General features: G+C 47.3%; 13 protein-coding genes and 2 tRNA genes. 11 read left to right on the top strand and 4 right to left on the bottom strand.

The annotated features are described in order from the left end of the window. The first annotated feature begins 8 nt into the window (after positions 1-8). The 4 genes from IEV19_RS07020 to IEV19_RS07005 all read left to right on the top strand — a co-directional run bounded on the left by IEV19_RS07020 (position 9) and on the right by IEV19_RS07005 (position 2474). A tRNA-Asn gene (locus IEV19_RS07020) sits at positions 9-85 on the top strand. Positions 86-396: 311 nt separating this feature from the next. Then, on the top strand, positions 397-1362 hold the full coding sequence (locus tag IEV19_RS07015; RefSeq protein WP_194419543.1) for a hypothetical protein: 966 nt from the start codon (positions 397-399) through the stop codon (positions 1360-1362). A 343-nt stretch (positions 1363-1705) separates the two neighbouring features. Further along, entirely contained in the window at positions 1706-2179 is a 474-nt protein-coding gene (locus IEV19_RS07010; protein WP_188369943.1) for a cupin domain-containing protein, read from the top strand. A gap of 70 nt (positions 2180-2249) precedes the next feature. Next, positions 2250-2474, top strand: a complete 225-nt coding sequence (locus tag IEV19_RS07005) for a YgaP family membrane protein (protein WP_188369942.1) — start codon at positions 2250-2252, stop codon at positions 2472-2474. Positions 2475-2499: 25 nt separating this feature from the next. On the opposite strand, the gene IEV19_RS07000 is transcribed toward IEV19_RS07005, so the two are convergent. Next, complete coding sequence (locus IEV19_RS07000) at positions 2500-5343, bottom strand: ATP-binding protein (RefSeq protein ID WP_188369941.1); 2844 nt, start codon at positions 5341-5343, stop codon at positions 2500-2502. A 236-nt stretch (positions 5344-5579) separates the two neighbouring features. On the opposite strand from IEV19_RS07000, the gene IEV19_RS06995 reads away from it, so the two are divergent. Both IEV19_RS06995 and IEV19_RS06990 read left to right on the top strand, forming a co-directional pair. Next, entirely contained in the window at positions 5580-6119 is a 540-nt protein-coding gene (locus IEV19_RS06995; RefSeq protein ID WP_188369940.1) for a cupin domain-containing protein, read from the top strand. Positions 6120-6152: 33 nt separating this feature from the next. After that, on the top strand, positions 6153-6656 hold the full coding sequence (locus IEV19_RS06990) for a hypothetical protein (RefSeq protein ID WP_188369939.1): 504 nt from the start codon (positions 6153-6155) through the stop codon (positions 6654-6656). A gap of 78 nt (positions 6657-6734) precedes the next feature. Here the strand turns inward: IEV19_RS06990 and IEV19_RS06985 are convergent, their stop codons facing one another. Continuing rightward, entirely contained in the window at positions 6735-8066 is a 1332-nt protein-coding gene (locus tag IEV19_RS06985) for a YfcC family protein (protein WP_188369938.1), read from the bottom strand. A gap of 81 nt (positions 8067-8147) precedes the next feature. Between IEV19_RS06985 and IEV19_RS06980 the strand changes: the two genes are divergently transcribed. Next, positions 8148-9599 (top strand): vanadium-dependent haloperoxidase, encoded by a 1452-nt coding sequence (locus IEV19_RS06980; protein WP_188369937.1) that lies wholly within the window; start codon positions 8148-8150, stop codon positions 9597-9599. Positions 9600-9713: 114 nt separating this feature from the next. Continuing rightward, positions 9714-10058, top strand: coding sequence for a hypothetical protein (locus IEV19_RS06975; RefSeq protein WP_188369936.1), 345 nt, complete (start codon positions 9714-9716; stop codon positions 10056-10058). Between the two features lie 93 nt (positions 10059-10151). On the opposite strand, the gene IEV19_RS06970 is transcribed toward IEV19_RS06975, so the two are convergent. Together IEV19_RS06970 and IEV19_RS06965 are read right to left on the bottom strand one after the other, a co-directional pair. Beyond that, a complete protein-coding gene (locus tag IEV19_RS06970) occupies positions 10152-11252 on the bottom strand; it encodes a CNNM domain-containing protein (protein WP_188369935.1) in 1101 nt (366 codons plus the stop codon). 431 nt (positions 11253-11683) lie between these two features. Beyond that, positions 11684-14950 carry a WD40/YVTN/BNR-like repeat-containing protein gene (locus IEV19_RS06965; RefSeq protein WP_188369934.1) on the bottom strand — a complete coding sequence of 1089 codons (3267 nt, stop codon included), beginning with the start codon at positions 14948-14950 and terminating at the stop codon, positions 11684-11686. 243 nt (positions 14951-15193) lie between these two features. On the opposite strand from IEV19_RS06965, the gene IEV19_RS06960 reads away from it, so the two are divergent. The 3 genes from IEV19_RS06960 (at position 15194) to IEV19_RS06950 (ending at position 23773) form a co-directional block, all read left to right on the top strand. Beyond that, a tRNA-Arg gene (locus IEV19_RS06960) sits at positions 15194-15265 on the top strand. A gap of 564 nt (positions 15266-15829) precedes the next feature. Further along, positions 15830-19942, top strand: a complete 4113-nt coding sequence (locus tag IEV19_RS06955; RefSeq protein ID WP_188369933.1) for an ATP-binding protein — start codon at positions 15830-15832, stop codon at positions 19940-19942. A 66-nt stretch (positions 19943-20008) separates the two neighbouring features. Continuing rightward, complete coding sequence (locus IEV19_RS06950) at positions 20009-23773, top strand: sensor histidine kinase (protein ID WP_188369932.1); 3765 nt, start codon at positions 20009-20011, stop codon at positions 23771-23773. Positions 23774-23787: the final 14 nt, after the last annotated feature.

Raw genomic sequence — 23787 nt, 5'->3', positions numbered from 1 at the left:
GATTTTATTCCTCCTTAGCTCAGTTGGTTAGAGCATCTGACTGTTAATCAGAGGGTCCTTGGTTCGAGCCCAAGAGGGGGAGCCAAGTAGTAGAGCAGAGCTCACTACTTGGCTGTGAAGTGAACGCCAGTTCTACTTCATGGCCAAAAAAAAGATAAGCCACCTAATTTTAGGTGGCTTTTTTACTTCGAAAAGGCCTGAATTTCAAATCCGAGCCTTCTGTGGTTATGACTCCATATTGATAATTATCATAAAATTTGATTTGGTCAGCCCTTACCTTTAAAGGTCAAGCCGATTCCAATGTTTCATTTCTTCCGTAAAATTCGCCGAGACTTATTAGACAATAATCAAATATTTAAATATTTAAAATATGCCATTGGGGAAATCTTCCTGGTTGTGTTGGGGATCCTGATAGCTCTTTACATTAACAACTGGAATAATAAAAGGATCGGGGCTGAGAACACCAAGCTTCTTTTTAAAGAGGTAAGTGACGAATTAGTGCTGAATATTGATAATATAGACCGAGTATTGAAATATTATCTTGAAAAAGATCCAATTTACTTCAAAGTACTCAATAAGAAGGTTGAACCCGAAGATTATAGAGAAAATGATAATTTATTTACTCTTTTGATGGAATGGGAGAGAACGACCCTGGTGGATGACGACTTTAAAGCGCTGCTAGCAGGAAAAGAAAATCTTACTGAACAACAGGATTCTATATTCTCAGAACTGAAAGACTTATATGGCAAAAGAAAAGTAATCGTGGATCGAAATAACCAATTAATGGTCGATGCTCATATGAATTATAGAGACAAATTAGTGAATGAGCAACCATGGTACTCCAGCTTTACGATTGTATGGAGTATCAACGATGAAAACTTCGATGAAGTAACCCGCTATGCCTTGACTAATCCTTACTACTTAAATCAAATGGGTGAGATAAGACATATTGAAGGTGGGCATTATCATGGAATGCTTTTTTTTAGGACCAAAGCACTGAATCTCTATAAGAGGATTTCGGAGATGCTAAACATAAAAAAAGACACCTCCCTGGTAAAGGACATTGCAGATTTTGAGCATGTCAGGGGTGTTTATGGACGTGGTGAGGTAAAGAGGGAGATTAGTGGAGTTAATGAATTGAAATATAAAGTTTTCAGAAATGATTCTATAATAAGAGGATTTGATATTCATCCCTATTCCAAGTCTTATTTCATAGGATTTAGGCAGGATTCAAAAGATAAGGATGAAAATTGGATGTTCAGGACTGTATATGGGGGGAACGGGCAGGTTATAGGGCTAATTGGTATTCAAAACATGAGAGAGGTGGATGGTAAAAGGGAGATACTTAAAAAAATAGAGTGAGCAGAAAAATCCATTGCTCGAATTCTATTAAGTTCAATTACAAAGTTGGATGTAATCGTGGACGAAATCTGTAAAGGTCTGGATTATGGCAGATAGGGGATTCCGTTACATATTAGAGTTTATGGGCGTCCTTATAGAATTGGTTCGAGAATAGAATTTTAGGGTGAGCCAAGAAGCAGAGTGAAACCATCCACAAATGTGGGTGGCTTTTTCTATTGCTCAGAACACTAAGCGAATTGCTCCATCAACTGCTCCAAATATTTGCAGATATTTTTGGACTGCCTAGAACCGGCTGAGCAGTGAAACTCACATTTGTTATATCTTTATATAAAATCAATTACCCATGAAAAATCTGATCACAGGCCTGTTCATTTTTACTTCGTTTTTACTAAGCTCCCAGACTACTGATTATAGCGTTTCTTCCTATCTGGAAGAGGGTGTAAAAGCTCCCAACACCCATTATATAGGGGAAGCTTGGCTGAATTCTCTACTCACAGCAGATGAGGATCTCGATTACAACATCACCAAAGCTACTTTCAGGGCCAATTCTACCCTCGACTGGCATAAGCACACTTCACCTCAGATCCTGATTTACGTGGATGGGGAAGGCTATTACCAGGAAAGAGGAAAGGAAGCAGTCATCCTAAAAAAAGGGGACGTAATAAAATGCGACAAGGATACGGAACACTGGCACAGTTCAACGAAGAACAGTTCTGTAACGTATTTGGCCATATACGGTGGTGCCCAGCCTACCATCTGGACCGAGGTGCTGACCCAGGAGTATTACGACAGCGTCGCAGAAAAACTCCGGGAATAAAGTCGACACCTAACCCATAGAATATCAGAACTTTAATTCGTAAATTCAACCAACCAAAAAAACTGACGACATGAAGGACGTAAAGGCTAAAGTAAGAGCACATGATGCCATCGTAGGCGTGCTTTATCTGATCAGTGTCGGGCTGACACTCTACACTCAAAATCTTAATTTTTTGTGGATAGCGGTGGCTGTCGGCGGATTGCAGCTGATAAGTCCGGCCACTAAGTTCTGTCCGGTCTATTTTATTTTGAATAAGATGATGCCTGATTCTGAACCCATTCAGGATGGGAAGTGAGTCTGAATACACTCCTTATTAAGTCTTAGACCTTACTGGGCAATACACCAAATTTCTCCTTAAAGCTCTTGGTAAAATAAGACAGATTGGAGTACCCGACGGAATAGGCTACCTCTGACACGGACCCGGCCTTGTTCTGCAGCATGACCTTGGCCTTGTTCATCCGCATCTCGCCTAAAAGTTGCCCTGCGGATTTATCGGTAAGAGCCTTGAGTTTCCTGTGGAGCTGTGCCCTGCTAAATCCCACTTTGGATGCGATATCCTCTACGGAAAGCGATTCATTGTCCAGATTATCTTTGATCACCTGAATCACTTTTTGAAGGAACTGATCATCCACAGCATTGAGTTTCAGGTCTGTCACTTCCACAAATTCAAGGGTCTTAAAGTGTTCCCATATCTTTTTCCGGGCCTGAATGAGGTTTTCTGTTCTCAACAGCAATTCATCCGGATCAAAGGGTTTGGTGAGATAGGCATCAGCCCCCTGTGTAAGTCCGGCCAACTTATTTGCCTGCCCCGCCTTGGCAGTGAGCATGATGATCGGGATATGACTGGTCTTGATATTTGTTTTCAAGGAATTGCAAAGTTCGTATCCGTCTTTCTTCGGCATCATCACATCCGAAACTATCAGATCAGGAATATGTTCAAAAGCCATGCGTTCTCCCTGAAGGCCGTCCCTGGCGCTGATCACCTCAAACCTGGGGGATAATACTTCCCTTATAAACACAGACAGGTCATTATTGTCCTCAACCAGTAAGACCACTTCTCGGTCTTTGTCATGTAAAGATTCCTGAACTTCTGTTTTTGCGATGGTTTCCCCGGTATCTGATAATGAATCGGCTTCTTTTTCGGGTGACGAATGTTCGATCATTACCGCCTTGGGGAGCTCTTCCAACTCGATCGGGATCCTGACCCTGAAGGTGGTGCCCCTCCCTTTCTCGCTGTGTACGCTGATCTGCCCTTGATGGAGATCCACCAGTTCCTTGGTCAGGGCCAGGCCAATCCCGGAGCCTTCAACCTCAGTGCCTTCAACCCTGTAGAACCTGTCAAAGATCCTGTCCACATCTTTTTTGCTCATCCCACTCCCGGAATCACTGATCTCAATGACCAGGGCCTTTTGAGAGCTGCTCACATCTACGCGAACAGATCCTCCCGGAGGGGTAAACTTAAAACTGTTTGAGAGCAGGTTGCTCAGGATCTTTTCCAGCTTGTCCTTGTCGTAATACGCTTTATCCATTTCCCGGGGGAAGTGGGTCGTAAAACTGATATTCCGCTGCTCGGCAACACTTTCGAAGGAATACACCAGGGAGCGCAAATACTGGATTAGTCCGCCCTGCTGTAATTTTAAATGGACCGTACCGCTCTCTAATTTGGAAAGGTCGAGGAGTTGGTTAACGAGGGTTTGGAGCCGAACTATATTTTGTTTGATGACCTCGTAGGTTCGCTGTCCGATCAAGATAGGTCCGCCCGCATTGGCAGAGGACTTTCTGGCCTGCTGCAGAGGCCCCTGGATCAGGGATAAAGGCGTTCTGAACTCATGGCTGATGTTGGCAAAAAAGCGGGTCTTGACCTCATCGAGGTCCTTCATTCGCTGGATTTCGGCCAGGGATCTTGTGGCGTTCAGGCGTTCCTGTTGGATACTTTCATTGATCTTCTGACTTCGGTAAGCCATACCAAAGGAATACAGTACGATCTGGAAGAACAATCCGGTGCCATAAGGATCGATCATAAAGGGGGGCATGATCCATCCCATAGACCACAGGGTGCCAATTACAAGGAATATACTCGCAATCAGTGACCCTATCCCGAAGTATCTAGCAAAGAGGTCTTTTTTAAAACACAAGATCACCGAAATGATCAGACTACCCAGGGTATAGATGTTTAACAGTTGGAAATGGAACCCCGGTTCGATGAAATGAATGTCGGGGTTGAAAAAGATCACATACAGGCCTGTGAGCACAATTTCGGCAAGGACGAACAGGGCCAGGCCCAGAATAAATTTATCGAGTTTTGGGAATTTTTGTTTAGACTCGACAAATGCCCTGCCGAAAAACCAAAAGGTGAAAAAGATACCGTTGGCAGTGATAAACCAAAATGGGTATCTCCATGTGGGGAGGCTGTCAATGATCAACCCAATGGTCATGGCCTGGGTAAGCGTACAGAAGAACAACCAAAGGGAAAACCAGAAATACACCGGGTCTTTGAGATAGAGATATTGCAGTAGGAAGAAAAGGAAGATGATGAAGGTCACCCCGAACATAAACGTATTAAAGCTATGATGAAATTGGTTGATCTGATGGTAATAGGGCTGATCGGGGCTACGGGCGCTCAGATTAAAATAGGCCGGATAACCAAAATCGTTGCCTTCTGCCCTTATGATCAGTGTAATCGGTTCATCTGTCGGCAGTTCTTCAAGGCGGATGCTGTTTAGCATCCAATTATTGCGGGTTGCCCGTTCCGCTCTAGGAACTCCAACGCCTGTTTTCTGGTGGAACAACAGCGTTCGGCCCGAGTAGGCATACACATCTACCCGCCCGTTACTTTTGGTCCAAACAGGCGGCCCGATCATTTTGTCCTCAAAATGCAAGGTCCACCCTTTCAGTGAATCCAGCGCCCTTATCCGTAGTTTACCCCAGTAGGGCACATTGGTTTCAAGAAATCGCGGAAGCTTATCCCCCTCTGTAAATTCCAGATCGTTCTCATCCTGCAACAGAATATCAGGAGACAGATTTTCCATACGATCTTCATACACCCGAAGATACTTGTCGAGATCGTGCACGGGATACGCAGGATCGAGATCATAGACTTCCTGTCCTGTGCTTTCGTACAGGTTCAATACACAACAAAGCAGCAGTAAAAAGGAGTATCTCATGATCATGCGTTGTGCAGGGCTTAGAACTGATTGATTTCGATTGTGCTAAGATCCTTCGAAATCCAATAGGGTTCTAACACCCCTGTCTCATCAAATAACACAGATGTTTCATCTGCCGAATTCTGAAACAAAATAATCAAAAATTGCAACCTCATTGCCAATAAGGAGATTCATGCCGCTTTAGATTTGACTCAGTATTCAATTAAGAAAGAATCAATAACTAAAAACTGTGAATTATGGATCGGAAAACATTTTTAGCGCGGTTAGGGGGGACGGGAGCCGTGGCACTATTACCAGCTAATGCCCTGATGGCCGCCCTCGAAAAACCAGTAGAAAAGAAGGCCAAGGAAAAAATCGTTCCGGCGGATGGAGGCATCGAGCTCCGCGTATTGGGAAATCCTCAGACGCACAAGGTCGTGGGCGTGGACACAGACAACCAGATCTTCGAATGGATAGACAATGCGGAACCCGGATTCGGGATACCACCTCATATCCATACACGGGAGGACGAGATCTTTCGTGTACTTAAGGGAAAGGTAGAGATCATGGTAGACAATAAGTCGACCGTCCTGGAAGCAGGGGATATGGCGTATGCCCCGAAGAACCTGGTGCATTCCTGGACGGTGGTTGGGAATGAAAAAGCTCAGATGTGGGTCAGTGCATTCCCTTCCGGTATGGAACATATGTTTCACGAACTGAGCCAATTGCCTGAAGGCAAACCGGATTTTGAAAAGGTGGCATCGATCTGTACCCGATACGGGATCACATTTGTATAAATCAATAACCAAAGAACTTTAAAATTAGAAATCATGAAAAAAAAGGACACATTCAGATTATTTAAGCTTTTGACACTGGCCGTTTTGGTCATAACCGTGGGTTGCAGCGACGACAATGACGAACTTGAAGCCTGGCAGGTGGAAGTGAATGAAGTAAAGGCAGCCACCCTAAAATACCAGGATGTTGAGGTGGCAACGGCAGAAGGATTTTTCGATGCTTCGGGATTTGTACCCAATATGGGGCATCATTACATCCTGCCACCCAGAATTGATGGGACCATTGAACTGGATAAACCCGAGATCCTGCTCTATGCACCAAACGCCAGTGGGGCCATGGAGATCGTGGCGGTAGAGTACGCCGTGCCGATTGCAGATATGGATAATCCCGGACCGGCCCCGGAAGGCTTTACGGGGGAGGAGGATGTATGGGAAATCAACCCGAACCTGCAGCAATGGCAGTTGCATGTGTGGATCTACAAAGACAACCCCGAAGGGATTTTTACGGCCCACAATCCAACCGTGGGCTCTGGGAATTAGCCATTAATAAACCCGTTGGGAACCACCCGCCACCTGCTCATGCAGGTGGCTTTTTGTTTACTTATATCCTAAGGTGCATTAAAACCCGGTATAGACAGCTGTGAGCACACCCAGGGTAGCTACAGCAAAACAGAGTAACAGGGGTTTCCATACAAAGCGCACCCATTTGTCATATGAGATACCGGCCACCGCAAGGATGGCCATCAAAGCTCCGTTGGTGGGGACGAACATGTCCATGTTCACCGCTCCGTATTGATATGCCAGAACACAGACTTGTCTGGATACGCCAACGAGATCCGAAAGAGGGATCAGAACAGGCATCGTCATCAATGCCTGGGCAGAATAGCTCATGATTGGGAAATGCAACAAGGCCTGGCTACCCATCATTCCGAGAGCCGACATGGAAGGAGGTAGGCTCTCCATGGGCGTAAAAGCCGTATGGATCACTGTATCCAGGATCTGTCCTTTTTCCAGGAGGATAGGAATACCGCTGGCCAGCCCCAGGATCACAGCTGCATAGGTCATTTCTTTCATACCATCGACGTACATCAGACACGTACGGTCTAAGCCCAGTCCGGCTATAAGGCCTGTCAACAGACCGAGCAGAAAGAAAAAGGCAGAGATCTCGTTAAAACCCCAGCCCAAAAACAGAAGCCCATAGGTGACCACTCCGAAAGTGAGGGCGATGAGGCCCAGGATGATACCACTACGCATTGATATGGGAGTTCCGGAATCCGACATGGGAATCTTTTCCATTCGGTTCAATCTAGCGTATCTCCAAAGGAACAGGAGGTATAAGGCCAGTACCAGAATCAGAAAGGCAAGTCGAAAATTTAGACCGGAAAGCAGGGGTAATTCCGCTTCTTTTTGTGCGAGAACTACAGCAAAAGGATTCATCGGACTGAATGCAGAGCCGATGACGGCGGCCCCGAAACTCATGCCGATAGCCACAAAGGCGTTATATCCCATCGAACGGCTGAAGGCTATGAGGAGGGGTGTCAAGGCAATAAACTCTTCCTGCATACCAATGGTGGCTCCTCCTGTCGCAAAGATCACCGATACCAGCATGAGAGCTATCCAATCTCTTCCTTTAAGCCTGTCTACCACCCATTGGAGGCCGTGACCCAGGACCCCTGTTTTTTCTACAATAAAGAAACAGCCGCCCAGCAGAAAGATGAGCACGATGAGATCAGCCCTGCTGATCAATCCTTCGGGTACGATCAGCAAAAGATCAAAAATATCCAGGCTTTCCGCTTCGATCTCTTTATAGGAACCATTCACTACAGTGGTAAGTCCGCTTTCAGAATCCGTGATGCGCGTATAACTGCCTTTGGGAATGATAAAGGTGGCAGCCCAGGTCATGCAAAGGAGCCCTAGCATCAGGGTAAAAGCATTGGGTAATTTTTTCATATCGGTGGTTGGTCATCCCTAAAGTAGTTTTTTCTGATCGGATATGGGAAAATTTGTAGATTTAATAAATGATTTGATAGAATGAGATTGACCAACCTAACCATTTTTTTCCTCACTCTGCTATTATTTTCATGCAATAATCCATCTGAGAAAGGCTCTCTCACTGGGTTGCAGGATCCAAAGGGAGAAGACAATATAGCCTATTACTGGGGGCAGGTCGCCCTGGAAGCAACAGCCCGTGATACGGAACGATTTCTGCCGAGGCCGACAATCACTTCTCGTTACCTGGGCCTGATTTTTACGGCTGCCTTTGATGCCTGGTCAGTCTATGATGATAAGGCCAGGCCGATATATCTGGAAGGAGTGTCGAAGCGAGAAGGTAGCTTGAGGGACAAAGAGATCGCCATCTCCTATGCCTCTTATTATGCCTTGAAGGAGTATTATTACAGCGATTCCCTTTATTTTAAGGAGCGGATGGCTCATCTTGGACTCGATCCTGAGACCAGAGACATGGAAGAGGATACCCCTGCCGGTATAGGCTATCTCGCCGCCATGTCGGTCATCAAAAACCGAAAGGGTGATGGTGCCAACCAGTACGGAGAAGAGTCGGAGGGCAATCCTCCTTATTTCGATTACACAGGATACCAGCCCGTGAATTCTGTAGATGACAACAGCGACATAAACCGGTGGCAGCCCAAATACTTTATAAGCCTGGAAGGGGAGCGTTATGCTCCGGGTTGCCTGACGCCTTACTGGCAGAAAGTGGAACCTATCACCCTGGAATCAGCAGACCAGTTCAGGTCGCCCCCTCCGCCCCTGTATGGCTCAGAACAATTGCAAAAGGAAGTAGAGGAAGTGGTTCAGATGCAGGCTGAGCTGACCGCCGAACAAAAAGCTCTCGTCGAATTTATGAGGGACGGCCCCAAGTCTGTGCAGCAGGCTGGTCACTGGCTGGTCTTTGCCCAGGAATTATCCAAAAAGGACCAATACGACCTGGATCAGGACGTGAAGATGTATTTCCTCAACCAGATCACCGCCATGGATGCTTTTATCGCCTCCTGGGATGCCAAGATGTTCTATGACTACGCAAGGCCCTACGCTTTGGTTCATGAGTATTACAAAGGGCAGGAAATAGAGGGTTGGGCCGGATTTGACAAGGGATGGACCAAAATGAAAGGGGAACAATGGCGGCCTTATTCGCCAGACTCTTTCCTCTGCCCTCCGTTTCCGAGTTATGTTTCCGGGCATAGTACGGTCAGCGGGGCCTGCGCAGAGGCATTGAGGCTTTATAAGGATTCGGACAGCTTTGAGGTCAGGGTTCCCTTTATAGCCGGATCCTATACGGAACCCGAATCTGAATGGGTGGAGGTTGAATTGTACTTCCCGACCTTGACTGAAACAGCCAACATGGCCGGTATCTCAAGGGTTTTGGGAGGATACCATATCCAGGCCGACAATTTAGAGGGTCTGGCCCTGGGGAGGAAAGTTGCCCGGCACGCATTCGAATTCTATAAGGATCACGTGGGAGAATAAGCTCAGGCGGGCTAACTGCCGGGAGCTAAATCCGTTGTTTTTTCGATTCCTATTTAAATCTTGGGAATTATTCTTTAACTTGTTATCTTTCTGAATAATTTAAACCAATTGAACATGAAAACGATTACTAGCGAAATAAACCAATACTGGGTACACTTTCAGTCCGGAGGCAAGGATAAGAACAAAGTCTATCCCCGGGCCCTCGTCAAGTGTTATCACGATGAGGATTTTGTAGTGCAGGTCAATTTTTATCCCGATGGGAAGGTGCCTGAAAATCACTACGATAAAAGGAATAAGTTGGTGTATCTGCGGTACCCTATTTCTATGTATCCCAATGTAATCGACCTTTTGAGACATGAAAAACCGATCTATTTCAGCTACAATGTCGAATTAAAACTTGGCTACGTGCGTACAGGGAAAGAACCTATTGGTGAGGGTAGCGAGGATTCGGACTTCTGAAAAGGAACAACTTCAAGTAAAATACAGCGTAAGAGTCGGCCTGGCCGACTCTTTTTTATTTCCTCAACGATAAGAGAATTGTAATGCCTTGGGTTATTCGATGATCCCAGTTTTCTTGGCGCGCTCTTCCCAGTTGCGCCTGGCAAGGACCTGTAGGTCTTCCACATTGTCGCTCTCGTCCATGATCTCGAGCCCCAGCAGGGTCTCTATGACGTCTTCCATGGTAACCAGGCCGCTTACCGACCCGTATTCGTCCACAACAAGGGCAATGTGTTCCCTTTTCCTGATAAAATTTTCGAATAATTGAGGGATGGGGGTGTCTCTTCGGGTGACCAGGATGTCTCTTTTGATATCGGCGAGGGTCAGCTTTCCGTTCTCGTTGATGATCTCCTCCATGACATTGTCTTTCAGGACAAAGCCGGTAATGGTATCGACGGTTTCCCCGTAGATAGGGATCCTGGAGAAGCGCAGGTGAGGATTCTGTTCAAAGAATTCCTCTATGGTCTGAGTATCAGGTGCGATCTTCATCACCGCCCTTGGCGTCATAATGTCCTTCGCCAGGATCTCGTCGAACTGCAGCAGGTTCTTGATCACCTTGGATTCTGATTTTTCAAAGACGCCTTCCTCTTCGGCCATGTCGGCCATCACGGTAAAATCTTCCCTGCTCAGTACACTCCCCTCATGACCTTTGCCCAGCAGTCTTGTGAAGAGCTGCAATGTCCACATAATCCCGGTTACCTGCAGGGTCCAGACCATGGCCCTAAGTATTTGAGTAGAGATCCCGGTGAGTTCCCTCCAGTAATTAGCTCCAATAGTTTTGGGGATGATCTCAGATGCAACAAGTACCAGGATGGTCATGATAGTAGATACGATTCCCACCATGAGATCTTCGGTGAATTGGAATCCGAAAACGGTATGAGAGCGTTCCCCATATAGATCGGCGTAGGCCACTTTCGCCTGTACACCCACCAGAATAGCGCCTACAGTATGAGCAATGGTATTGAGGGTAAGGATGGCGATCAGGGGCTTGTCGATATCCTTTTTGAGTTCTTCCAGGGCCAGGGCATATCCCTTTTTGGCTTTTTTCTTCAGATTGATGTAAGTAGGTGTTACACTGAGCAATACTGCTTCCAGGATGGAACAAAGGAAGGAGAAGAAGATCGCGAGGAAAGCGTAGAACAGTAACAGGCCCATGAAGCGTAATTCTCTGGCGAAGATACGATAAATATAAAAAGCTCTAAAGAGATTGAAAACACTTCATTCCACCCGCCGGTTGTCGATAATCTCTCGCCCCTTATCGGTATCTAATACCTGCTGAAAAGTCGATATAATGCAAAATTCTTCCATGATCGGGGCCAAAAGGGTACCATATCCGGAAAAAAGAGAGGTTTATCCAAATTCGGTAATCTAATAAAGGATTCGATCTATTTTGTCCTTCTCAAATCCTATCTTATGAATATTAAACTTAACCCTATTGAAGTAGCGCGTTTCCTGATCTGCGTCGGGATCGCCTGGATCGCCTGGATGACGCATTATCATACCGGGGCAATTTTTTGAACTGACATACAGAACGATAAAAAGCGCTGCCTTGGGCAGCGCTTTTTCGTTTATTACCTTTCTTTCATTCAGTCTATACCCTGCCCCAGGATATAAGGGGCTCCCATAGCTTTCAACTCCTTTTCAAGCTGGGGAATGGTAGTGTTGGCGATATTACTGATCTCTGTATAAAGGGAGGCCATCATAGTCTTGGCGATCCCCAGGCTCTGCTTGTGCAGCGGAGTAGGGCCATAAGTGGTAGACAGGCCTCGTCTTGCAACGCTCAGATGATCTCCCGGGTTAGGGGGATTTCTTTCCCCGATTTCATCTCTCGACTTGTTCCCTTCCAGCTTTTCCTCAAAGGCGTATAATTGCTGCTGGAGGTCGTGCAGTTTTCCCGCCATTTTGCCGGGAGCTGCAGGCGCCCTCTCCAGGGCAACTTGCATGGCCTTAACCTTGTCCATGCTGCTTTCGAGTACATCGGAAATCTTGTTCTCCTGGGTGGCTACCTCATTGTAGGCAGCGATATAAGCATTGAAGTCCTCATAGGAGACACCTTTCAGCGTACTCTCGAACAACGGCTCCACTTTAAAGGTAACAGGTCCGTCGAGTTGGGTGACCACGCCGTCCACTTCTTTGGAAAGGGTAGCCGTGTAGGTACCGGGCATGGCCAGGGGACCGGAATTCCACCAGGAACTTCCACCGCCTGATTCCCTTCCGGGTCTTATTGCCCTTGAACTCGGATGCCTGAGGTCCCAGGCTACCCTGTTCAGGCCTTTTTTGGCAGTACCTTGCACATTGCGGATCACGTTATTCCTTTCATCGCGGATGGTGATCCAGATCTTGGCATCGGCCTCCCGTCTTTCTTCTTCCAGGGCGTCCCAGCCGGGGAAGGGGATAGAGGCGTTCCTTTTTTCCAGATCTTTTTCGCGGTCTTTTCGAGCCTTGGTCTTGGAGGTGAAACCCTCTGCCAGGGTATAAGTGAACCAGGCACCGAAATCAGGATTTTCGGCAAAATAGTAATCTGCTCCCGTATTGCCGACCACGTTCTTGGGGACATACCAGGGGGCTGTCCTCGTGCTGTACAAGGCTCCCTCTTTTTTCAGGGAGGCATCGGTGATCTCGCGAAGGGCACTGTAATCGTCCAGCACAAAAAAGCCACGACCAAAAGAGGCTCCCACCAGGTCGTTCATCTCTTTCTGTATCACCAGGTCGCGGAAGGAAATCATAGGGGCACCCGGAACTTTATGCCAGTTAGTCCCCCCATTCATGGAGACATAGATGCCCTTTTCAGTACCCAGGAACAAGAGCTCTTTTTTGACATGGTCCTGAACCAGGCGCCAGATAAGCGTATTGTCTGGCAGGTCGCCTTTGATGGATCTCCAGGTGGCACCCTTGTCCGTGCTTTTGTACAGATACGTAGCAAAATCACCTTCTTTGTGGTTATCCAGGGCTACATATACCGTGTTCTCATCGAACAGGTCGGCTTTGATGTCATTGACAAAAGAGCGGGAGGGCAGCCCGAGGCGGGTTACAGGAATGCTATTCCAGTTGCCTCCTCCATCAGAGGTAACCTGTATAAACCCATCGTCCGTTCCTGCATAGATCAGGCCTTCCCGCACCGGGGATTCTGAAAGGGAGGTGATGGTATTGTAATTAGACATGGCGCCCACATCCCAGGCGTTGTCCCAGCTTTGCTGTTTGCCCATGATCGGCAGGGTGATCCTCTCCTCGTTTCTCGTGAGGTCTCCTGAGATGGGCGTCCAACTGTCTCCCCTGTCCTCTGATTTCCACACCCTGTAGGAGGCGAAGTAAAGGCGTGACGGCTTATGCGGACTCACCAGGATGGGTGCATCCCAGTTATAACGCTCATGAGGTTCACCTGCGCGGGGTTGAGGTTGTATAAAAACCCTGTCTCCAGTGATCAGATCTACCCGGTGCAGGCCCCCTTGCTGGGTCTCTGCGTAGATGATGTGGTTGTATTCTGGATCGGTGGCCGACTGGTGGCCGTCTGCGCCCAGGGTTTTATACCAGTGTGCATTTCGGATGCCCTGCTGCTCATCAGTACGGGAGGGTCCGCCTGCAGAACCATTATCCTGTGTTCCGCCAAAAATATGATAGAATGGCTTTTGGTTGTTCACTGCCACCTTGTAGAATTGAGTGAGCGGTAGGTTTTTGATATAGCGCCAGGTCTGTGCCAGGTCGAAGCTCTCATAGATCCCTGCATCCGTACCTACCAGCAGGTAATCCGGATTATCGGCACGGAAGGCGATCGCGTGGTTATCGGAGTGTTTATCTTCTTCCCTGAGCTGTACAAAGGTTTTTCCCCCGTCATCGGAGGTCAGTATTCGAACGTTCATCAGGTAGAGACGGTCAAAGGCATGAGGACTCGCATAGAGCTCCTGATAGTAGTGCGGCCCGGTTCCGCCAGAGACGGTATTTGACATTTTCTTCCAGGAAGCGCCCCTGTCTTCGGAGCGATACACGGCCCCCTGGGTTCGGTCGAGTTCGATGGCGGCATAGACCACATCAGGCTGCTGAGGGGAGATAGCGATACCGATCTTCCCCATGTTGGAATTGGGCAGTCCGGAACTCAATTTTTCCCAGGTCTCACCCCCGTCCTCAGAACGGTGCAGTCCGGAATCGGGGCCACCGCCCATTAAAGCGGCTACGGTTCTGTGTCTTTGCCAGGTAGCGGCATAGATGCGGTCGGGATTCCTGGGATCGAGCATGATGTCCGTAACCCCGGTCCATTCATTACCACCGAGTACCTTATTCCAGGTAGCTCCTCCGTCTTTGGATTTGTAAAGGCCTCTTTCTCCGCCTTTGTTCCAGAGTGGTCCCTGGGCGGCCACCCAGATCACATCAGGGTTTTCTGGGTGTACTATGATCTCTGAAATGTGCTCGGAAGCTTTCAGGCCCATATTTTTCCAGCTACTGCCTCCGTCTTCACTTTTATAGACGCCGTCACCCCAGGCCACGTGGCGGCCACCAACGTTTTCTCCGGTCCCTACCCAGATCGTGGAGGGATTGTTCGGATCAATGGTAAGGCAGCCTATTGAATAGGTGGACTCTTTATCAAAAATGGGCGTCCAGGTGGTCCCGGCATTCTCTGTTTTCCAGACACCCCCGGAGCCCACGGCGACATACCAGACATTGGAGTCCTCGGGATGTAAAGCGATATCGGCGATCCTTCCTGAGAGAAAGGCAGGGCCCACATTGCGGAGTTTAAGTCCGTCAAGGGAAAGTTTTTCATTTGCAGAGGCTGCAGTGGCAGAACTCCCCCGGTTCCTTTGGGAGAATCCCAGGGAGGCGATAAGCAAAAAAACAATGGAAAAGAGTATTCCTTTTTTCATGGATAGTGGTTTTGAGTTGAAAATTCAAGGAATTTAAAATACGATAAAATTGGGAATTCAGGAGTAGGTCCCAGACTGTTTATTGCCTTCTTTAAAAATGATGCTTTTCCATTAAAAAAGTATTCATAAATTTGCATCCCCATAATGGCCTCATAGCCTGCCTGCCGGCAGGCAGGTTCAACGAATCGAGAACCTGGTCAGAATTGGGAATTAGATATTAGGTTGTAGATTTGCCTAGTATTTGGCCTCATAGTTCAACGGATAGAATAGAAGTTTCCTAAACTTTAGATCCAGGTTCGATTCCTGGTGAGGCTACAGATAAGCACAAAAGGCCTTTGCGATGAGCAAAGGCCTTTATTTTTGCGAACGGGCCGCGGAAAACTTGTTTTCCAGTGGCCCGGGCCAAAAATAAACCCAACTGCGGAAGCAGTTGGTCTTTTGTATTTTCAGCCTGAGGCTCATTCAGGAACAGCGCCCCTGAAGCAGAACGCAGCACGCTTCAGGGGCTGGCTAATCCTGGTGAATGAATAGTGCAGCCTGTAACCAAATGAAACAGTATTCCTGAAGCAGAGCGTAGCTCGCTACAGGGGGCTGGCTAATCCTGGTGAATGAATAGTGCAGCCTGTAACCAAATGAAACAGTATTCCTGAAGCAGAGCGTAGCTCGCTACAGGGGGCCGCTAATCCTGGTGAATGAATAGTGCAGCCTGTAACCAAATGAAACAGTATTCCTGAAGCAGAGCGCAGCACGCTTCAGGGGCTGGCTAATCCTGGTGAAATTAGGAGGCCTTGTTGTACCCCCTGATTATTCCGAAATCTTACTTATCTTAGAGCGAGGGGTATGATCGAATCGATCGTAAGACCTCAATAACCACCAACAATGAAACCAACCTCCCTGGGAAAAAGTACCGCTGAGGCTCGAGCTGTTTACGATAAAATGATCGAGGTCTTTTTCTTTTTCGCTCCCATCGAAGGGTTCGATGAGCTCGTTTATCCGGATTTCCTTGGATACGGTACTGCGGCACATGAATTTTTTAAGGACAGGGAGGCCGTAAAGCAAATGGCCAAATTACAGGCTGAACAACTCAGGGAGACAAAATTCACCCTGACCCGGAAACCTGTCGATGAAAAATTTTTGTCGAACGGATCTGTTTACCTGATCCTGGAGGATTTTGAGCTCTACATGGAAGACAACGATCAAGTAGTCCCGCTCAGGTTATCCACCATCCTTGAAAAAATATCCGGTAAATGGATGGTCACGCATTTTCACGGCTCAACCCCCGATGCAAATATTGATGAGGAAGAAGCCCTTCCCATGGAAGGTCTTCGCAAAAAAAATGAGGAGCTTGAAGAAAAGATCAGGGAACGAACCCGTGAATTGGAAATTGAGGCTTCCCTGGAAAGAGTACGTGCGAGGGCCATGGCCATGCACACCTCTGATGAGCTGAACCAGCTCATAGGGACTGTCTTTAAAGAGCTTACCCAACTCGATTTGGCGCTCACCCGATGCATCATCATGATATTTGACGAGGCCACCTCCGGGTCGATGTGGTGGATGGCCAATTCGGAAACTCCGGAAGCTCCTATGAATTTCTGGGTTCAGAACCATGAGCATAAGCCCTACCGGGCCTATAAAAAGGCCTGGAAAGAGCAGGAACGCCAGTTCGCCTATACACTTGAAGGGAAGGAAAAGGAGAAATGGGATCAATTTATTTTCGGGGAGACCGATTTGAGCCAGTTGCCTGGAGCAGTTATCAAGGGGATGAAAGCCCCTGAACGGGTGTATCTGTCTGCTTCCTTCAACGCCTTTGGCTGCCTTTCAGTGGCCAGCCTGGAACCTTTGTCAGAACCACACGTGCAACTGTTGCTACGCTTTGCCCGGGTGTTTGATCTAACCTACCGCAGATTCAATGACCTGCAGAAAGCAGAAGCCCAGGCCCGGGAAGCCCAGATAGAAGCCGCCCTCGAACGCGTCCGCACCAAGGCAATGGCCATGCATAATACTGAGGACATCGGCGTTACGGTCACCACATTTTTTAACGAGCTCCTTGGGTTGCATCCGGACAGTTCCTTACGGTGTGGGATCGGTATTTTAAGCAAGGCTAAGCATATGGAATTGTGGACAGCCTCGGTCAAAAAAAATTCACAGACCGTCCTGCATTCTGGAACCCTCGATATGTCGCTCCATCCCCTGTTGAGTGGTGTTAAAAAAGCCTGGAGCAACCGCCATAAAACCTTCTCGTATGTGCTAAAGGGTGAAGACCTGAAGACATATTTTGGTATCCTGAACAAAGCGCCGGATTACCCGGTGAAATTCGACCTCAATAAGATTCCCGAAACTGTGCACCACAATAGTTTTGCATTTAAGGACGGGATGCTTTTCGCATTTACAGAGGCCCCCTTACAGGATGATATCCGCTCGGTCCTGGAACGCTTCTCCTCCGTTTTCGGCCAGACCTATACACGGTATTTAGACCTGCAAAAAGCAGAAGCCCAGGCCCGGGAGGCCCAGATCGAAGCAGCGCTGGAACGGATCCGTTCACAAGTCACAGGGATGCAGGAATCCTCCGAGTTACTGGACATTGTGGTGACCATGCGGTCTGAATTTATCCGGCTTGGTCATGAAGCACACTACTTCTGGCATATGCGCTGGTTGCCGGATACCTACCAGAAGGCCATGACCTCGGGAGACGGTACCCGAATCGGGATGGTGATGAAGCTTCCACGCCATATCCATGGCGAGGTTCCTTTGCTGGCAAAATGGGAGAAGAGTAAAGAGCCGACAGTAGTTTACGCAATGGATGCAGATGCGGCCGTGGACTACGTTGATATAATGGTATCCCTGGGGGATTTCCAGCAGGTAGACCCACAGGCTCCTTCGGCCGATGACATCCGGAAAATAGGCGGACTCACCTTTGTGATGGCCCGTACCACCCACGGAGAAATTGGATACAGCCTTCCCGGGGTAGTTCCTAACCCTCCGGCCGAAGACATCAATACCCTGGTACGGTTTGCAGGGGTTTTCGATCTGGCCTATCGCAGGTTTGAGGACCTGAAGGAATCCGAACGTCAGAAAAGAGAGGCAGAGATCGAATTGGCCCTGGAACGGGTGCGGGCCCGCACCATGGCCATGCAGCATTCTGACGAATTGGCTGAGGCGTCCCACTTGCTCGACAAAGAGGTCCGAGCCCTTGGAATTGAAACCTGGGGTTGTGCATTTAATATTTTCCGTGAGAACGACTCTATTGAATGGTTTGGAAATGAAGCCGGCTTACTTCCCACCTATACGGTTCCCAGGAAAGGGATCTTTAAGCAGTATTATGAAATGGGACAAGGGGGTGAATCCCTGTTTGTAAAGGAGATAGCAGGGGAAGAATGCGTTGCCCATTACGAGTATATGAGCACGCTTCCGGTTGTGGGGGATGTACTCAGACAGCTCAAGGAAACAAACGGGGCCTTCCCCACCTACCAAATCGATCATGTGGTTTACTTCAAATACGGGTATCTCCTGTTTATCACCCGTGAGGCTGTCCCAGAAGCTCATGATATTTTCAAGCGTTTTGCTTCTGTATTCGAGCAGACCTACACCCGATTTCTGGATCTTCAAAAAGCGGAAGCCCAGGCCAAAGAGGCGGTCAAACAGGCCTCTATTGACCGCATACGGGGGCAGATCGCCAGCATGCGTACTACAAAGGACCTCGAACGCATCACTCCTCTCATCTGGAATGAACTCACCGTCCTTGGAGTCCCATTTATTCGTTGTGGGGTATTTATAGTGCATGAATCGGACAGCACGGTACAGGCTTTTTTATCTGCTCCGGATGGGAAATCGCTTGGTGCCATGCGCATACCTTTTGATGCCGACAAGGATACCGCTGCCACTGTCGCCCATTGGAAAAAAGGAGAAGTGTACAGAACCCACTGGGACAAAAAGCAATTCCTCGAATTTATGCAGACCATGATGCACCTGGGCCAGGTGAGCAATAAAAAAGAATACCAGGGAGCTGAAGAACCTCCGGAATCCCTTTTCCTTCATTTTCTCCCTTTCAAACAGGGGATGCTCTATGTGGGGAATACCAAATCCCTGGACGAGGATCAGATGGAAGCAGTAGGTTCCCTGGCCGATGCCTTCTCGATCGCTTATGCCCGATATGAGGATTTCGTAAAGCTCGAAATGGCCAAAGAGCGTATTGAACGCACCCTGGGCGAGCTTAGAGAGACCCAGAAGCAGCTGGTGCATTCCGAGAAAATGGCTTCCCTGGGGGAACTCACCGCCGGGATCGCCCACGAGATCCAGAACCCCCTGAACTTTGTAAACAACTTCTCCGAAGTGAGCAAGGAGCTCATAGAAGAGATGCTTGAGGAGATACAAAAGGGCGATGTAGAGGAGGCCAAAGCCCTGGCCGGAGACATCGTCCAGAACCTGGAAAAGATCCACCATCACGGCCAGCGGGCCGACGGAATTGTCAAGGGAATGTTGCAACACAGCAGGGGGAGCAGCGGGGAGAAAGAGTCTACGGACATCAACGTTCTCGCCGATGAATACCTCAGGCTGGCCTATCACGGGCTAAGGGCAAAGGACAAAAGTTTTAACGCCACGCTGGAGACTCATTTTGATGAATCCCTCGGCAAGGTGCATGTGGTTCCCCAGGATATTGGCAGGGTGATCCTCAACCTGATCACCAACGCATTCCACGTGGTGAAGGAGAAGAAGGAAAAGACAGGAGGTGGATATACGCCTACGGTGACGGTGACTACCCGCAGGAACGCAAATGGAGTTGAAATTTCTGTGAAGGACAACGGCAACGGCATCCCCGAGGCCATACGGGAAAAGATCTTCCAGCCCTTTTTTACGACAAAACCTACCGGGCAGGGGACGGGTTTGGGCCTGAGTATGAGCTATGATATTGTGACCAAGGGGCATGGGGGTGATCTCAAAGCCATTTCTGAGCAGGGGAAAGGCTCAGAATTTATCATTACCTTACCTGTATAAAATAGAGTTTATGTAGCTGTAATTATGTGAGAATCAGTTTTGCCTAACCAACCAAAGCAACCAACCATGCCTGTAGCTGAATCTTTTCGTACCGTCCGGATTTTCCTCCTGGCTTTAGCATTATTTCTTCATGCAATCACTTTATCCCAAAGAGAGAAGATCGCCTTTGAAAAGTATGGGGTGGCTGAGGGACTTCCGGAAGAGTTTGCACGAGATGTCATTCAGGATGACCAGGGTTTTATATGGATTACCACCCAAAACGGGATTGTAAAGTACGACGGATACGAATTCAAAGTATTTCGAGGTGACAAATCGGATAAAAAAGGAAACCTGCAATTACGTGGCGGATTCAAATTCGTCAAGGCCAGGGATGGTAAAATTTGGACCTCCAATTTTGGAGATGGGATAACTTCTTATGATCCCATTACGGAACGATTTCAGAATTACCTGCCCAACCCCGATAATCCCGAAGAACTTCCATACGATTTTTATACAGAATTGCTTTTTGAGGACTCTAAAGAGAACATTTGGTTTTTGAATTACTCCAGGGTTCTGGATACACTCGTCCTGGCTAAGATCAATTCCAGTTCGGGAAAAATGAGCAAGTATCTTCATAAGCGAAACTATCCCAGGTTTAATCATATCGTGCTGAATTGGGAGTTGATGGAAGCCGGAAAAGACAGTAGTCTTTGGCAATTGTTACATCCCGGGAATCTCAACATTTACAATGCTGAGAAAGACTCTATGGAACAAGTCATCGCTTCCGGTTCCACTATTCCGGGTACGGATATCAAAGATACCATTCGAATGATCGTTCGTGGCACGGAAAGTTTCGATGTACTCCGGGGGGATAAAGGAGTTTATCTCTGGGATCCCGTAAAACGATCCTGCGTAGAATCATTTACAAAATTGGCAGACCGGGACAATACCCTAACGCCTCATAATCTGCAGTATGCATTCATAGATATCAAGGGCAAATTGTGGGTATTCCAGGAGGAGGGAAACGTTACCCGGGTCGATCTCAAAAGTGGAACATCAAAGCAAATAAAATATGGAGAAGGAAGTTTAAAATTTAGCAAAGGGGCCAAAAGGACAGATCAGTTGTCGGTATTTGCCCAACACGATGGTGGAATATGGTTCGCAACAACCAACCTAAGCCCGTTTTCTGAAGGGGAACCCTTAACCTATCTCTATTACGATTTTGCGAAGGAAAGGTTTACGATATATACTGAAAAATTTAACGATGACTCTAATCCATTTCCTGAGGGAAAACATATTTTTCAGTTTAGAACCATCCTTGATAATTCTGGTTTGATGTGGCATGCCACCAGACCGAATATTTACAAGCAATCTCCAAAAATCAGACAGATAGAGACCTTCCGACATAACCCGGAGGATAAAACCAGCATACCTTCGGATACTATTTTTAGCCTATTTGAGGATAGTAAAGATCGATTATGGGTAGGAACTTCAAATGGATTGTCCCTGAAGGAAGGCGATCATTTTACAAAAATCAACTTCGAGCGGGGACGTAATCAAAAAAAATTGCGTCAGATACGTTCAATCTACGAGGATTCGGAAGGCAGCATTTGGGTGGGAACTTATGGCAGAGGATTATTTAAGCTGCTGGAAAGGCAAAAAAAACTGACTCCGGTAAATCTCTTTTCCGGGGAAAACAAACTGGAATTCTCATACGATATTGAATTCATTGAGGAAGATACATCAGGGAATTTGTGGATCTCAGTTTGGAGACAAGGAATTTACATACTGGGGAAAGGTACTCAAGAGGTCATTCAAAAGTTTGAAGTTGACAATAGTGAAAAACACGGTATGAACGGCCTTCTTGTTAATAGCATCTACCAGGATTCAGAGGGTGTTCTTTGGTTAGGTGATAGCGGAGACAATGAGTTTGGACTTTATGCCTATTCCCCTGAAGACAATGCCTTTAAACATTTTACCCATGACCCTAAGGACAGCTTATCCCTGATCAGTAATGAGATAAGATTCATTGAAGAAGATGACCAGGATCGGCTTTGGATAGGTACAGATGGCGGCTTGTGCCAATTCGACAGGGAAAAGGGCACCTTTATTAGAATTAATGAACCGTTAAAAATGCCCAGTGTTACTTCCTTTGCTCCGGCAGGCGAAGGGAAAATCTGGATATCGACATACAGCGGAGGAGGATTGGCCTTGGTAGGACCTAATCCTGAAGAGGTAGTTTTTTACGGAGAGGAACAAGGGTTGCTGCACAACGATGTCTCACAGTATAGTGATCAATTATTGGAGGATGAAAGGGGGCGACTATGGCTTCCCAACCAAAGAGGTCTTTCCGTATTCGATACCGGTTCCCTCACCTTTCATAATTACGGTTCGCGGGAAGGTATGCAAAGTTTACCGGGTTGGTCCAGAATGATCAAAACCAGTGATGGGATGATCTGGATTGGAGGTTTTAAAGGACTCAATAAAATTGACCCTGAAGTAATTTTTAAGAAAGATTCTATCCGTCCCAATATGGTGATCACCCGATTGGGAGTAAACGATACCGTTTATAGTGGCCCTGATGGAGATCTGTTTACAAAATCGGTTGCTTTTACCAGGAACATAAAACTAAATCACCGACAGCGTGATCTGAGCTTTGAATTCGTGGCTTTACATTATTTAAATCCTCAGGATAACCTCTATTCCTGGAAGTTGGAAAATTACGATACAGACTGGTCCGAACCTTCCAAAGAACGGAAAGCTTCCTATACCAACCTTTCGCCGGGCGAATACACCTTCAGGGTAAAAGGCTCCAATGCCGATGGGATCTGGAACGAGGAAAGGGCCAGTATCAGGATCACCATTGCACCGCCCTGGTGGCGAACCTGGTGGGCCTATGGTATTTACTTCTTGATTCTTTTGTTTATTGGGTACCGCGTACATCTCTTCCAAAAAGAAAAGACGATCCGGCGGGAGCGCGAAAAGGCGCGTGAAAAAGAATTGAAACAGGCTAAGGAGATCAAGAAGGCCTATGCGGAACTAAAGGCCACCCAAAGCCAGCTGATACAGTCCGAAAAAATGGCCAGTCTTGGAGAACTCACTGCCGGAATTGCCCATGAGATACAAAACCCGCTGAACTTTGTCAATAATTTTTCAGAAGTGAGCCAGGAATTGATCGAAGAGCTGAAAGAAGAAAGGGCCAAAAGTAAAAAGGAACGCGATGAAAAACTTGAAGAAGAACTCATATTAGATATTGATCAAAATCTGGAAAAGATTTCCCATCACGGCAAGAGGGCTGACTCAATTGTGAAGGGTATGCTCCTGCACAGCCGGGGAAGTAGCGGGCAAAAGGAGCCTACAGACATCAATGCACTGGCAGACGAATACCTGCGACTGGCCTATCACGGCCTGCGCGCCAAGGATAAGTCATTTAACGCCAGCATGGAAACTGATTTCGACAAGTCGGTCGGAAAAATAAATGTCGTGCCTCAGGATATAGGGCGGGTCATTTTAAATCTTATTACCAATGCCTTCCACGCCGTACAGGAGAAAAAGAAACAGGTTGGGGGCGACTATGATCCCAAAGTGCAAATTATCACGAAAAAGGTGGCTAATACAGTAGAGATCCAGGTTATGGACAATGGAAATGGGATCCCTAAAAAGATCATCCAGAAAATCTTTGAACCCTTCTTTACCACAAAACCTTCAGGAAGAGGCACCGGGTTAGGACTGAGTATGAGCTATGAAATTGTGACCAAAGAGCACAAGGGGAAATTGAAAGTATCTTCCAAGGAGGGAGAAGGATCCACTTTTAAGATCATCCTGCCCATAGAAGAGCGACCTAAAAAATAGAATAACCACCAAAC

This window comes from Muriicola marianensis (assembly GCF_014638095.1).
Lineage (GTDB): Bacteria > Bacteroidota > Bacteroidia > Flavobacteriales > Flavobacteriaceae > Muriicola > Muriicola marianensis.
Note: the sequence above shows the minus strand (reverse complement) of the source record. Positions and strands in the feature narration are given on the sequence as shown.

Bases quoted from the DNA above. Each gene is read 5' to 3' on its own strand.
- IEV19_RS06970 (WP_188369935.1), bottom strand. From the start codon at position 11,252: ATGGGCCTGTTACTGTTCTACGCTTTCCTCGCGATCTTCTTCTCCTTC.
- IEV19_RS06980 (WP_188369937.1), top strand. From the start codon at position 8,148: ATGAGATTGACCAACCTAACCATTTTTTTCCTCACTCTGCTATTATTT.
- IEV19_RS07005 (WP_188369942.1), top strand. From the start codon at position 2,250: ATGAAGGACGTAAAGGCTAAAGTAAGAGCACATGATGCCATCGTAGGC.
- IEV19_RS06950 (WP_188369932.1), top strand. From the start codon at position 20,009: ATGCCTGTAGCTGAATCTTTTCGTACCGTCCGGATTTTCCTCCTGGCT.
- IEV19_RS07010 (WP_188369943.1), top strand. From the start codon at position 1,706: ATGAAAAATCTGATCACAGGCCTGTTCATTTTTACTTCGTTTTTACTA.
- IEV19_RS06985 (WP_188369938.1), bottom strand. From the start codon at position 8,066: ATGAAAAAATTACCCAATGCTTTTACCCTGATGCTAGGGCTCCTTTGC.
- IEV19_RS06995 (WP_188369940.1), top strand. From the start codon at position 5,580: ATGGATCGGAAAACATTTTTAGCGCGGTTAGGGGGGACGGGAGCCGTG.
- IEV19_RS06975 (WP_188369936.1), top strand. From the start codon at position 9,714: ATGAAAACGATTACTAGCGAAATAAACCAATACTGGGTACACTTTCAG.
- IEV19_RS06965 (WP_188369934.1), bottom strand. From the start codon at position 14,950: ATGAAAAAAGGAATACTCTTTTCCATTGTTTTTTTGCTTATCGCCTCC.
- IEV19_RS06990 (WP_188369939.1), top strand. From the start codon at position 6,153: ATGAAAAAAAAGGACACATTCAGATTATTTAAGCTTTTGACACTGGCC.
- IEV19_RS06955 (WP_188369933.1), top strand. From the start codon at position 15,830: ATGAAACCAACCTCCCTGGGAAAAAGTACCGCTGAGGCTCGAGCTGTT.
- IEV19_RS07000 (WP_188369941.1), bottom strand. From the start codon at position 5,343: ATGAGATACTCCTTTTTACTGCTGCTTTGTTGTGTATTGAACCTGTAC.